This window comes from Paenibacillus sp. sgz302115, from assembly GCF_056120445.1.
Genome location: NZ_JBVYOK010000015.1, coordinates 57,760 through 70,306, shown reverse-complemented (window position 1 = coordinate 70,306; position 12,547 = coordinate 57,760). Strand labels below are relative to the sequence as shown.

Below are 12,547 nucleotides of genomic sequence, written 5' to 3'. Positions count from 1 at the left end.
ACCCGCGACCAAACCAGCCTAAAACACAAATGACCCACAAGAGGGTCACTTTTTTCTGCAAAGTGTCCATCTTATGGGTCACAGTTCACGTTTGTGTGGGACAACCCCTATCTCTGAACAAAAAATCAGGTTTGGGTACTTAAGCCTTTAGTCACTGAAGATTGAAGTAAAAGAATGAATTGTCGTAATTATCATTATAACTATCTCTGAGCTGAACGGTCAGATAGTTCGTCAACCCCTTAGTTACAGGCACAATTACAAGACCCTCTGCAGTGTAGCTGTAACTTTCACCCAGCTTAAGCTTTTTTAAATCAGTTGCGTCATCAATAGCATCATCCAAGGAGCCAGTGAAACCAGAATCTGTTACACCGATAATACTGTTTCCGTCTGAAGTTTTAGAACCCCACAGGCTTGGTACAAAATCAACCCCAACCCAAGAGCCTTCTTTTTTATCATCAGAGATAAGCTTTCCGTTATTCAAAACGATCTTCACCTTAGCCAATTTGTACTCAATCAAAGCATTTGCTTCTGGTTCTTTGAAACCAAGAGCTGCAATTTCACTTCTTGAGATTGACTTTACTGAGCTTACGGAGACAGTATAGTTTGCGGTGAAAGAATGACCATCATAACTATAAGGGTCATTAAATGTAACCGACTTACCAATTGGAATTGCAGAACTAAAGGTTTTACCATTATTAGTCGAAGCAGTCGTCGTCGTTGCTGGAGGTGGCGTGATTGCCGGAGTCGGGTTAACAGGTTGCTTAGCAGGTTCTTGTGGAGCCGATGCAGTACTGGCATCATTATAAGGAATACCACTACCACCTGAACCATCTATGGAAATAGTTAAAGAGGATGCATCAAAATCAACTTCTGCTCCAAGAGCTTCTGAAACAGATCTCAAGGGAACGTATGTAGAACCGTTATACACCAAAGCGGATAAGTTATTACCCGATTGATCTTTTGGAGTCCACTTGGAACCGTTAAGAACAAACTTGATATCGTGGTTCAATTTTGCCTTGATCGCTTCAACACCATTTCCTGCAAATACCCCTACTGCGCCAAACAGTAGACTTGAAACCACAATAGATGAAACAAAAACCGATTTCCTCATTTTAACTAACTTCATTCTTAAAAGCCCCCACAATTTATTTGATGTTGCATGTACTACCGTACCCTTAAGGTACCTGCTATGTATGCTTCTATACTTTTGGATTATTTCCGAAATATCATCCTCCAGTATAAATACGTTTCTCTTTATCTATCGGAAGAATAGGGGTTAATTGTTAATTAGTAACTCTAAATTTTCATATTTTTGAAGTTCACTTTCAAAACGAACCCTAACATTTCGGACTTACTCTGCTTATCATGCTTAAAATGCCCATGCTCAGCACACGCATACAGCAAAGAAAAGCGACCTACATAGGGGTCGCTTTTCTGCAAGATTATTAAAATCACTTAATCCACCTGCATATAATACAGATTGATGACACTATCTTTGGTAATGGTATGTGCACCTGCCGCAAGAGATACGCTGACAATGCCATCTGTCATGGGGTAACTTGTTCCATCCACCTTGATTTTGGTTCCGTCTGCCGTATTAAGCACTAATGTTAAGGTTGAAGCAGTAGTAGTGGTGAACCCAATGCTGGTTGAATTCTCGATTTTCAAGCTTTGAGTTAGCGTCAACCCATTATATTTCACAGTTCCTTTAGTTGTTGAAAGGTTCCCGTGAATATTGAAGAAGTCGCTTGTTGTACCATCTGTAGTAAAGTTATGAACATAGGCTCCAGTTGTCGGCACAGGAGTTGCCGTTGGCGCCGGAGTCGCCGTCGGTGTCGGCTCTGTTGGGTTGGAGTTTCCCCCTACGGATACAAGCCCAGTGGTGTAGCTTCTTATTTTGGACATCAGCGCTGTATTAATTGCATACGATGTGTCGTCCACTGAATTATTAAATTGCCATGTGAAGTCTCCGCCATCCAGACGACCAGCCTCTGCCGTAACAATCTGTTCTACAGCGTCTACGCTATCAATGTCAGTTACGTTCACTCCTGTATCAACACTCGTATCGAAGTTGTTATAAGCAGTACCGCCTTTTAGTGTTTTGTATGAGCTTGGGACGGTCTCATTTCTCGACGATGCTAAGTATGCATCAAATGAGGTTGCCTTTGCCGGAGCCGTTCCAGCATTGGAGTTCGCATAGATCAGACTCGAAGCATCGACAACGCTGTTGTTGTATGCCTTGATCATACCTCCGGTTTCCCCCGAGAATGTACCTTCTCCCAGAGCGTCAGTACCTTGCAGCGAGCTCATCATCGGATATTTCGCATGTCTGAACACATTGGATTCTACAAAAGCTGAACTTCCTGTGGTAACACCGACACCATATTTTGAGACGCCATCATAGAAATTATTATAGACATGAACAGAGGCCACTCTGATACGCGGATGACGGGAATCCGAATGATCGAACCAGTTATGGTGAAAGGTAGCAAAGAATTCAGACGACTCGCTCAGACCAACTAGAGCTGCTTTTCCAGAATCCCAGTAATGATTGTACGAGATTGTAATATAAGTTGATCCCTTCTTAAGGTCCGTGGAACCATCACCTTTGACTTGGTCCGCATCGCTTCCTGCAGATCCGTAGAAAATATCATTATTATGCACCCACACATTCGCATTGCCGGTATCCATTGAAATGCCATCGTCAGGGAATAACATCACCCCCAGATTTCTTACTTCCACATTACCGGCATATCTAAGAAGCAGTCCCCAACCATAGGCATATGCATCTTTCCCGATACCTTCAATCGTAATATTCATTTCCGAATAATTGTTTTTACCTTTGACTTCAAGATATCCGCTGCTGTTAAGCTGTCCACTCAGGTCAGCGGCTGTAACTTTTCCAATAATTCGAATGGCTAGTGGTGTTTTATCATAGCCTTTTTGTCTCAGTGTCAAAATCTCGCCAAGACCAACGCCTGTTTGTTTAGCACCTGAGCTGTTGATTTTCACACCAAGCGTTACGGTTTGGGCATTCTGAGAGGTTATATACAGAACTTGCGCACCATTCTTGAGCGTTCCATCCTCATTATAAGCGCCCGAACCCGTTCCATATTGCGAATTGGCCGAAAAAGCAAATCCAGACCGGTCAAATGACGCTACAGATAGCGTATTAGAAACCGCACTTACCGCCTCTCCATCTGACAGCTTGGCTTCAACCTTCATTACATAATCTCCCGCGGCAAGCCCCACAGCATCCGCTCTCCAATAGGAAGCGTATTTACGGATCAATTCATTATTAATTTGTTGATACCCAGAATCTGCTGTATTTGCCGGTTTTACATATACATTATATCCCGTTGCATTACTTACTGGTGACCATTCCACATATGCAGCTTCATTCCAGCCCCCACTACCCGTAATTGAAAGACCGGCAGCGTGTACTATCGTATTTCCCCACCCACTTGCTATTAAAGACAGTGCAAGCGAAAACAACAAAACTATACTAGATACCTTTACAACTCTTTTCTTCATTTTTTTCCTCCAGATTTTAATTTGTCTCTGATACTGATTCATTTATAAAAAGCTGCGAAGTGAAGTTTCTCTAATCACCTCCTCATATATACTTTTCAGTCCTCTTACCCCATGAAATTCATGTTGATTACTTGTGGCTCACAATGTACCTTTGAGTAATCTTATATCACTGCCTTATTATTCTATCGGAAATTTTTGTAATTTATTTAATATAGTGTAATAAGCTTGTCATATATTTTTTATTTGGAAAATTAAAGAAATATATAATTGGATTTGGTTAGTTTCCTATACAACAACGAAAAAAGACATCCCTAATCAAGATATCTTCACTAATCTTCTTTATGAAACTGAGCCTTGGACGCTGATCGGCGGCGGCAAAAACAAAAGAACCGGTATCATCGATATTGCCGTCATTCAGAGCCTCAACTATAAGGGATTGTTAAACCTTTTGTAAGTGAATACGGTCAAGTCATTGTAGATGAATGCAATCACGTATCAGCCTACAGCTTTGAACAGGTTCTTCTTGAAGTCAAAGCTAAGTATGTATATGGCTTAACTGCCACTCCCAAACGTCAGGACGGGCAAGAAGCAATTGTGCAATTCCAGCTTGGGCCGGTGCTTATGAAGATAGACGCCAAAACCTTAAGCAGCTCCAGAGGATTTTCATTAAGAGTTATTCCCTGGTATCCAGGACATCTACCAGCAGCTTGTAGATAACGAGGAACGCAACACACTTATTTTTGACGATTTGCTTACCTGCTTAGATGAAGGGCGATCTCCGCTGTTGCTGGTTGAGCGAACCGCTCATGCCGAATATTTTGCAGAGAGATTACAGTCTTTTGCCAAAAACGTGATTGTGCTCATCGGCAGAATGGGGAAAAAGCAGAGAGAGGCTATCCGCGCACAAATATCTTCAATCCCTGATGATCAAGAAAGGGTAGTTATCGCGACCGGTAAAATGATTGGAGAGGGCTTTGATGATGCCAGACTGGACACCTTGTTCCTTGTCCATCCCATGTCTTGGTCAGGCACCTTGCAGCAATACGCAGGCCGCTTGCATCGAAGCCATGCAAATAAAGAAGAAGTGAAAATTTATGATTATATCGACCTTCAGGTCCCTATGCTAATGGCGATGTTTAAGAAAAGAGTGAGGGGTTATAGAAAGATGGGTTATAAGGGCGCGGAATTGTAAGGAATTTTCAAAAAAAATGATTCTAGCGTTTTAAGCCCCTTTTTTCCTAAAAAGCATTGAAAAGGGGCTCCTAAAATCTAATAGCTCGTAGTTATATATCTTCAAACAAATAAATACTCATATTTGCGTATTTGCGATTTGAGAATTCTCGAAACCCTCCCAAGTTCTTCATCATGCTGCTCTATAAATTGCAGAACTGCGGAACGGTCAAATTGGAGGGTTGTGTCGAGAGCACGTGCTTGCTTGGAAAAATCCTTGCTAAATGTTTTGGATTTTACATTTCGTAAAGCCACATCTGTCGGCATACTGAATGGATAATCTGTTGTATCTGACAGCAGACTCAAGCCATGATCAAAATAGGGGCAAAGTCTATATCCCGTGGGCCCATGAATAAAAGCGATATTATTCAAGTGACGGTCTTCATTCAACAAAAAAGCATCCAGTGGGAGCATAATTGAAAAGTACTCTAAGGTGTCCAAACCTATCACTTTACGAAGAAATTCCACAATGAAAAGTATCGAATCACGTGTGCTCTGATCGCGGAGTACATCATCGAACTTAACACCGTAGCTTTCCAGAAGCCGATGCAAAGAGATCAGACTCTCCCCTGGCTGAAGGAAGTCTTCAGAATAACACCCCGGATAATCACTACTGTCATTTTCTCTCAAAATACACTGGCTATAAGGAACTATTAATTCTGGATGAACATTTGAACGTTTGATCATTTCGTATGCTACCCATTCCGCCAAGCCTTCATAACCGAATTTATTAGCTTTCCCCCATAAGTTGCCCATTTTCCATTTCAACTGATCACCTTTACTACTACTGACAAAGGTCCGACGAAAGTCCTTGCTCACTTGCAAAACGGGGATGGACATCGGCGCACGTCAACTCCTCACCAGAGAATCTGATCCACACGTAATCATCATACAGCACACCATGTGTTTGTTTTATTATATCGGTTGGTACATAATCGCGAAGTCCTAACGATTGCAGCACTTTTTCGATATGATGCCGAGTACGTGGTAAACATCGAGACTCGAAATAGTCCAGCACATCGCCAACAAGCACCTTCTGCTTACCTGGAAAAGGCAAAAAAACAGGTGACACCTCGCTATCTTGCCAAACCTCAACGCTTTGATTTGTATAGTCCAGTTTAACTTTAGCAATGACCTGATCATGCTCTAGCACCTCAAACTGGAGAGGAGGAGAGATGAGCATACTAAGACTTTTCATGTGCTGCCTCCTGCAAATAGAATAAATCAATGATTGCAATCTATGAAATTATTCGACATTATTATATCATTTTCTAGCCTGCTTTATTCTTTTGGTATTCCCAAATTTTCTTGCAACACAAAACAGCCGTAATTCTCTGCACGAAGAATTACGGCTTCTTTTGATTTTTTTAATAATTAATCGTTTATATAAGCTTGCAAATCTGCTCTCAAATTTAAGATCAGAATATTGTAGTCATTTAATATCCCTTGCATCTTAGCGCGTTCCTCTATATCCTCAGGAGGACCTAATCTCTTAATAATATCATTCGCATTTTTGATTTCATTAACATATGCCTTTATTTTACTTTTACCTCTATATCTCTTACTAAACCCATCTATTTCGAGTAATGCTTCAGACAATTTCATGTTAGGTTCCATCAAGAATTTCTCCACTTGCTCATTGCTAGCTCTGTGAATAAATGTATCATTTTTTAGATCCAGTATTCCCACCAATCCCTTTTCGATCTTCGATAACATCGTTGTTCTTATCAACTCCAAATTATAATGTTCTACTATTTCTGGTTTTATTCTAGCCAGATCATTCAACCATTTGATTAGATATGATAGAATCGAAATGGAGTATTTATTATTTTTCAGGTTTTCTTCAATCTCCAAATGCGGGTAATAACTGAATATCTGCACTCTTAAAGAGACGAAAGCGCAACTTTTATTCATTTTACGGGCAAGCTCGCTAAACGAGCACTTCCCCCAATATATCCACATATCATAAGTATGTTTTGCCCATTCATATACACTCCAATCTGTTTTCCCCCCTTGCACAGATCCAAGTCTTTCTTGCTCTTCTTCTTTAGTTTTTGGAGCTTCCACCAGATATATTGGTATCTTCCTATGTGATAACTTTTTAGCTGCATACCATCTTCGATGACCTGATAAAATGATGTATTGGCCGTTTTTTTGATAGCAAGTTATAGGTACTTCCCACCCTTTTTCTTTGATTACCCGCTGTATTTCATCCGTCTTGATGGAGTTATTCATCCGTGGATTCAACGGATTAGGGACAACATCTTTTATATCTGCCATTATAAAATTTGAGGAGAACTCCATATCATAATCCCCCTTCTAATTCGTGGCTCTTTACATTAATTTCTTCCAACATCTTGTCTAGCACACCTATTAATTGCTGTGCTTCTTTCCGATCATTCCATTCAATCTTTTTTATAGCTTCTATTGACTCATTCAATAGCTGATAAATTTTGCTGCTATTACATTCCGTTTTTGCTTGTGTAATCGTTAACTCAATTTCTGACTGACGCAAAGTTTTAGTTGTGTCTGAAAGGAATAAGAATATCTCTTCAGGAGTAGCATTGCATACAAAAAATCTATCATTGGCGATTCGGCTATTAAAACACTTATTTTCGTATTTCGTTAACATCTGTTTTCTGATGAAATCCTCAGTAATGGATTCCACAAAATCCGGATGATATTGACCTAACCGCTTGATCCACGTAAGAATATAATCCAGCATAGTAATTGAATACATCCCATTCGTTAACTTGTCCTCTATTTCAACGCGTAGATAATATTTATAAACACGTATTTTGGCTGCGATTTTTGATTTTGGAACGCCAATTTTTTTAGCAAGTTCTGTATATGCTATTCCACCAGCGTATATCCATCTATCGTAGATGTTTTTTGCTGTTTCATAGGGCGTCCAATCCACCTGAACACTTTGCAAAGACCCTAGTCGATCTTTCTCTTCAGCAGTACTTGCTGGAGGGTCTACAATAAATACAGGTAGCTTTTTATATCCCAATTGTTTTGCGGCATGCCATCTGCGATGACCGGCCAATAAGATATAATACTGCCCTTTTTTATAACAGGTCACAGGTTCCTCCCAACCTTTTGATGCTAAAGTTTCTTGTAATTGTTCTATATTTACTGATAAATCCTTCCTTGGATTACTTGGGCTGGCACTGATTAATTCTACTTTTATCCATTCAAAGTTCTGCTTCTCACCATCCTGCAACATTTGTCCGTTCTCCTCCAACGTTGAAATTTGCATAAGCAATTCCTCGTTTCTATCGAAGATTTTTTGGTTATCAAATCCGCATTTTTTTAGTATTTCATCAATGTTCTCCTTTAATTGAATCGCAGGAATATCATAATACTCGATTATATTTTCTCTGCTATATCCGTTAATTAGCATAAAAGAAATCTTTTGTTCCATCTCAGAAAATCCGCTTTGACTTTCGATTTGAAATAGCTCATCCTGATTTTTTTCAGTCGCCACTATATCAATGATTTGTTGTTCTTCGTGGTTTTCATGGTATGTATATACAGGTTCATACAAATAAACCGTACGCCTTATTAGTAAAAAATATCTCGCTTCGACGGCCATGCTATAGGAACAACCTAGCTCTTGTGATATCTGAAAAGGCGACAGTCCTCTTAAATCCCTTCTTTTCATTTCTAGGATTATACTATTTATTTTTTTACTTGGACGTATATAGTTAAAGTGTTGTACTGTGAAGTCTATCATTCTACCCTTTACAAACTTATAAGCGTACCGCCAAAAAAGGTCTTTACCTTTACTAAAATCATATTTTGGATACGCCTCAATAAGCCCTAAATACCCTTGTTGAATTAGGTCTTCAAAAAGCCATTTATCATACAGCATTCTAACATTCACAAATTTTCTTACAGTTCTTTTTACGTTTTTAGCATATCTCTCTACGACCTCTTCAATTGTTGTTTCTATGGATTGAGGCTGATTCAAACGCCGTCCTCCTCTCATGTAAGCATCTTTTTTACAATTATAATTTATAAATCGTCGGAAATCTTACATTCGTCAAAGGTTCCAACCATTCAACAATAATGCAATTGTTCTGACAAAATACTCATTTTCGACCGATGTGAGGATCTACCATTTCTTACTCAGTACACAGATACCTCTGGGAAGGAAGTAGACACTATGACACAATAAATACCATGCTGAACGCACCAAAAAAGGCTGCCTTTAAGGGCAGCCTTTGCTAGATCTAACGTTATTTTTGAACCGAGAGAAGGAATTTCTCCAGTGATGCTGTATCGGTAATGCTCTGATTGCAGTCATGGCTCTGCAGACATACGTATTGACCGGTAGAATGATAATCACCCGGCGAAGAGTGTGCAGGCTTGCTCTTAACCACGAAGTATGCCAGTTCTTGCTGGCGGTTGCAGAATAAGCAGTACCCCTTCTTGTGTGTCGGCGTCAGTCTTCCCTCGATACCGATGAATCGTCCTTCGAATGGATATACAATGAATAATCTGTTCGTGGTAATATCTACCCAGCTCAGATATGTTATATATCTAAAGTCGATGGATGATAGATCAGGGATTTTCAGCTTCTTATTCTTAGGGAAAAGCTTCTGAATCTGTTTGATTGTAATGGGCGGAAAGGAATCCAGATACGGCTCCAATTCGCTGATATATTTCTCGAATTCATCTGCCTTCTCGAAGACCGATACTTGCTCCAGCATCTGCTGCTCATTCTCTGTAAGAGAAGGGAAGGCTTCAATAATGTTCCGTGCAGCACGATATCTGACGGTCTCCAAGACTCTACGATCCGCAACGGTCCGCAGTGTATGCAGAACAAATTTCGTCTGCTTCTTAATAAAGTTATACTGATGGTTTCTAATAAATGGTATACTCATGCTTTTCAGCTCCTTATTTATCATAAAAGATCATAAGGTGCAAAGCCCATTATTAGAAACGATAAATTCAGTTCGGGCGATCACATATCCATCCTATCGCACCTCACGCAAAGTATCGCCCCAGGTTAGGCTTTGCATGAGGACCCCCTAGCTAATGAACAATTGCGAATTGCCATCTGCATCACCCCCATATTTCCAAACAGTATATCAGAAAATCATGCAGGCGGGCAATCACCCTAAAATTTAAAAGTCCATCCAGAAAAATTGAGAGACCGCTAGAACAAGCCCAACCACATTTACAACGATAAAAAACCACTTTTTAGCCTTTCGGCTGATAGGCTCTAACCCTGTAAACAAAGTCCAAGCCGTAATTCCGTTTAACACAACCATAATAACAAGCGCCAACCACCAATTAGCTGCCAATTCAATCCTCTCCCGACCCCAGTATCCATTCCTTGGAATTCTCTTTAAAATTAAATTAACCTCCTCTTTTTTGTCAAGTTCAAACGTTTACAGACCATAAAAATTTCTGAATTAAAATTTTATATATTCTGCAAATAAGGAAAGTATAATAATAGAGAAATGCATGAAGTCAAAACACATAGGAGGATATTATGGGCCGATTAGTTCATTTCGAAATTCATGTGGATGACATGGAACGTGCTAAGAAGTTTTATGGTGAAGTATTTGGATGGACCTTTGAGGATTGGAGCGAATATGCAGGAATGCCCTATTTCGGAGCAACTACGGGAGACGCGGGTGAACTCGGTATCAATGGAGCTTTGATGCAACGTCAAAGTACTTCTCCGGAGCCCGGACAAGCTTTGAATGGTTATGCTTGTACTATGGGAGTGGCGGATTACGACTCTACTGAAGCAATAATTTTGAAGCTTGGGGGCAAGCTCGCAATGCCAAAGTATGCGCTGCCTGGAATGGCATGGCAGGGCTATTACATGGACACAGAAGGAAATATTTTCGGCATTCATCAACCGGATGAGCATGCCAAATAGAGTGATGTAATCGCATAGACCAAAGCCCAGCTCGAGCTGGGCTTTTCGGTGTATTGATTAATATTTGAAAAAGTCCTTCCGAGAGGTCACGGCTTCAAATCCTGTATTTACAGTTTTGATGTCACCCGACTCGAATCGGCCTGGAGAAGAGGCTCATCCCTCCGTTTTCGAAAAAGCAGTTGCTTTGTTTGAATCATTAGGTAATTTCACAACGCAAATAAACGCACTGCTTTTACAGCACCTATTATTTTCTTAAGGTTTAATTCCTTATCCTTTGAGATGGAGACAAAGGAAGCTGAAGATTTTACAGTAGATATAGTTAACCATAAATTTGAGCATAAGGAATTAGCAAATATTATTGAAGCTCATTGCATCCCCATTAGACCATAAGAAAGTCATAACCACCGGTCGCTTTAGCTTCCCATAAATGATTTATCATCTGTACTTTGGGGCGAATACGATATGGTATTTGCAGTTCCATTTCGTGTGTGCTAGTCTGCTCTTGTCCATCCTTTGTTCTTCTTTGATTTCATGAGTGCTATTTAGAAAGGGCATGAATAGTTAGGTTAAAGTTAACTCATCAAGTCTGTAAAATAATCCATTGCTTACTACTTGTTAGCCCCTAACCTCTCACATATGGACGATGCAGGGAGAAGCACGCGGCACAGCTTATTAAACTGCGAAAGCAACCTCGAAATAACACAGAATATCTTTGATAAAAAAGAAGCACCCGCTCAACTGGATGCCAAATTATTTACTTCCTCAAACTATTAATTTCCTGTTCCGTTAATCCAGTGGCCTTTGCAATAGTTGTTATGTCCAGATTCAAGACAAGCATATTCTTGTCCACTTTCTTTATACCTGCCATTTCTGCACTTCCCAGCATAGAAGCTTCATCATGCAAGTACTTCTGTCTGGCCTCATACAACCGTCTTGCCTCTGAATCCTGGCTCAAATATTGCAAGGTATCCATCGCCTTTTTCAAACCCGGTTCATTCATCTTCAGCACCTCCCATTGTGATGTATCGGCACCTTTTAGAAACAACAGCCAATTGATTAGTCCACCCTCAGACGGAACGCAACGTTCATCCAGTTTTGGTAACTCCAAGAAATGTCATCAATCAAGGATATCCCTGTCCGGTCTTCCCTTAGATGAAACACGTTATGGTACTGAGTGGATCGTAAATGATCGAATGTTTCTTTAACAATAATTTTAACCGCCTTATCTTCTTACTTGCAATGTTCGAATTAGTACTGTATAGTTCTAGTCATGACAAAGGTAAAATTAATGAATCAAAAACGTGTGATTGAAGTAGCGGCAACATTATTTTTAGAAAAGGGATTTGCTTATACAAGCATGGATGAATTAGTACGTGTAAGCAAAGTATCAAAATCTAATGTGTATTATCACTTCTCTGATAAGGAAGAATTGTTAGCAGGGGTCGTTGATTATTGGATTGAAACGTATCAGCGTGCAATTGATCAAATGCTTTCTCAGAACCAATTATCAGTTGAAGATCGTGTCCAGATGTTTTTAAAGCATTTATCGCAGGGAGTTCAGTCAAGAGAGTATAAGGGCAGTTGTCCATTTATTACTCTTTATATTCAAAGTCCTACAAATGCTACACACATAAAAGAAAAAATAGGTCTCTTTTTTACAGGATTACAAATGAAAGTCTCCCTATTACTAAAACAAGGAGTAGAAAAAGGCGAGTTTAGAAATACGATTCATATTGACGAGGTAGCGGCACTTTTTATAACGAATCTTGAAGGAGCGCTGTTTCTTTCAGAAACATTGAAGGATGCAACTGTTATCATGAAAACAGCCAACCAATTTTTCAACTTGCTTCGATAAGAGAAGCATTTTTTTTACATTAAATT

Annotated in this window: 12 protein-coding genes and 2 pseudogenes; 4 read left to right on the top strand and 10 right to left on the bottom strand. The window is 39.8% G+C overall.

Annotated features, from left to right (window positions below; all coding sequences use genetic code 11):
- Nucleotides 1–151: 151 nt before the first annotated feature.
- The gene (locus AC0LWN_RS23630; RefSeq protein WP_474669678.1) at nt 152–1,126 is read right to left on the bottom strand and encodes a stalk domain-containing protein; all 975 of its coding nucleotides are present in this window, start codon (nt 1,124–1,126) and stop codon (nt 152–154) included.
- A 329-nt stretch (nt 1,127–1,455) separates the two neighbouring features.
- The gene (locus AC0LWN_RS23625) at nt 1,456–3,534 is read right to left on the bottom strand and encodes a pectate lyase family protein (protein WP_474669676.1); all 2,079 of its coding nucleotides are present in this window, start codon (nt 3,532–3,534) and stop codon (nt 1,456–1,458) included.
- Between the two features lie 435 nt (nt 3,535–3,969).
- Between AC0LWN_RS23625 and AC0LWN_RS23620 the strand changes: the two genes are divergently transcribed.
- Together AC0LWN_RS23620 and AC0LWN_RS23615 are read left to right on the top strand one after the other, a co-directional pair.
- Nucleotides 3,970–4,251: a DEAD/DEAH box helicase family protein gene (locus tag AC0LWN_RS23620; protein WP_474669827.1), complete on the top strand. Its 282-nt coding sequence runs from the start codon at nt 3,970–3,972 to the stop codon at nt 4,249–4,251.
- Between the two features lie 31 nt (nt 4,252–4,282).
- Nucleotides 4,283–4,726 carry a DEAD/DEAH box helicase gene (locus AC0LWN_RS23615; RefSeq protein WP_474669674.1) on the top strand — a complete coding sequence of 148 codons (444 nt, stop codon included), beginning with the start codon at nt 4,283–4,285 and terminating at the stop codon, nt 4,724–4,726.
- 101 nt (nt 4,727–4,827) lie between these two features.
- Here AC0LWN_RS23615 and AC0LWN_RS23610 read toward each other — a convergent pair whose 3' ends face one another.
- The 6 genes from AC0LWN_RS23610 to AC0LWN_RS23585 form a co-directional block, all read right to left on the bottom strand.
- Nucleotides 4,828–5,604 carry a HipA domain-containing protein gene (locus tag AC0LWN_RS23610; protein ID WP_474669672.1) on the bottom strand — a complete coding sequence of 259 codons (777 nt, stop codon included), beginning with the start codon at nt 5,602–5,604 and terminating at the stop codon, nt 4,828–4,830.
- Nucleotides 5,549–5,962 carry a hypothetical protein gene (locus AC0LWN_RS23605; RefSeq protein ID WP_474669670.1) on the bottom strand — a complete coding sequence of 138 codons (414 nt, stop codon included), beginning with the start codon at nt 5,960–5,962 and terminating at the stop codon, nt 5,549–5,551. Before AC0LWN_RS23605 ends, AC0LWN_RS23610 begins: the two co-directional genes overlap by 56 nt.
- A 176-nt stretch (nt 5,963–6,138) precedes the next feature.
- Nucleotides 6,139–7,068 carry a ParB/RepB/Spo0J family partition protein gene (locus tag AC0LWN_RS23600; RefSeq protein ID WP_474669668.1) on the bottom strand — a complete coding sequence of 310 codons (930 nt, stop codon included), beginning with the start codon at nt 7,066–7,068 and terminating at the stop codon, nt 6,139–6,141.
- 1 nt (nt 7,069) lies between these two features.
- Complete coding sequence (locus AC0LWN_RS23595) at nt 7,070–8,740, bottom strand: ParB/RepB/Spo0J family partition protein (protein ID WP_474669666.1); 1,671 nt, start codon at nt 8,738–8,740, stop codon at nt 7,070–7,072.
- A 268-nt stretch (nt 8,741–9,008) separates the two neighbouring features.
- Nucleotides 9,009–9,656 (bottom strand): FusB/FusC family EF-G-binding protein, encoded by a 648-nt coding sequence (locus AC0LWN_RS23590; protein ID WP_474669664.1) that lies wholly within the window; start codon nt 9,654–9,656, stop codon nt 9,009–9,011.
- Nucleotides 9,657–9,899: 243 nt separating this feature from the next.
- A complete protein-coding gene (locus tag AC0LWN_RS23585) occupies nt 9,900–10,079 on the bottom strand; it encodes a hypothetical protein (protein WP_474669662.1) in 180 nt (59 codons plus the stop codon).
- A gap of 191 nt (nt 10,080–10,270) precedes the next feature.
- On the opposite strand from AC0LWN_RS23585, the gene AC0LWN_RS23580 reads away from it, so the two are divergent.
- A complete protein-coding gene (locus tag AC0LWN_RS23580; RefSeq protein WP_474669660.1) occupies nt 10,271–10,666 on the top strand; it encodes a VOC family protein in 396 nt (131 codons plus the stop codon).
- Nucleotides 10,667–11,104: 438 nt separating this feature from the next.
- On the opposite strand, the pseudogene AC0LWN_RS23575 reads toward AC0LWN_RS23580, so the two are convergent.
- Both AC0LWN_RS23575 and AC0LWN_RS23570 read right to left on the bottom strand, forming a co-directional pair.
- Nucleotides 11,105–11,176, bottom strand: a pseudogene (locus AC0LWN_RS23575) (IS200/IS605 family transposase); the annotation flags it as partial.
- A 244-nt stretch (nt 11,177–11,420) separates the two neighbouring features.
- Nucleotides 11,421–11,860 (bottom strand): annotated as a pseudogene (locus AC0LWN_RS23570) (Rpn family recombination-promoting nuclease/putative transposase); the annotation flags it as partial.
- Between the two features lie 94 nt (nt 11,861–11,954).
- Between AC0LWN_RS23570 and AC0LWN_RS23565 the strand changes: the two are divergent.
- Nucleotides 11,955–12,521 (top strand): TetR/AcrR family transcriptional regulator, encoded by a 567-nt coding sequence (locus tag AC0LWN_RS23565; protein WP_474669658.1) that lies wholly within the window; start codon nt 11,955–11,957, stop codon nt 12,519–12,521.
- The last annotated feature ends 26 nt before the right edge of the window (nt 12,522–12,547 follow it).

Bases quoted from the DNA above. Each gene is read 5' to 3' on its own strand.
- AC0LWN_RS23630 (WP_474669678.1), bottom strand. From the start codon at position 1,126: ATGAAGTTAGTTAAAATGAGGAAATCGGTTTTTGTTTCATCTATTGTG.
- AC0LWN_RS23625 (WP_474669676.1), bottom strand. From the start codon at position 3,534: ATGAAGAAAAGAGTTGTAAAGGTATCTAGTATAGTTTTGTTGTTTTCG.
- AC0LWN_RS23610 (WP_474669672.1), bottom strand. From the start codon at position 5,604: ATGTCCATCCCCGTTTTGCAAGTGAGCAAGGACTTTCGTCGGACCTTT.
- AC0LWN_RS23605 (WP_474669670.1), bottom strand. From the start codon at position 5,962: ATGAAAAGTCTTAGTATGCTCATCTCTCCTCCTCTCCAGTTTGAGGTG.
- AC0LWN_RS23600 (WP_474669668.1), bottom strand. From the start codon at position 7,068: ATGGAGTTCTCCTCAAATTTTATAATGGCAGATATAAAAGATGTTGTC.
- AC0LWN_RS23590 (WP_474669664.1), bottom strand. From the start codon at position 9,656: ATGAGTATACCATTTATTAGAAACCATCAGTATAACTTTATTAAGAAG.
- AC0LWN_RS23580 (WP_474669660.1), top strand. From the start codon at position 10,271: ATGGGCCGATTAGTTCATTTCGAAATTCATGTGGATGACATGGAACGT.
- AC0LWN_RS23565 (WP_474669658.1), top strand. From the start codon at position 11,955: ATGAATCAAAAACGTGTGATTGAAGTAGCGGCAACATTATTTTTAGAA.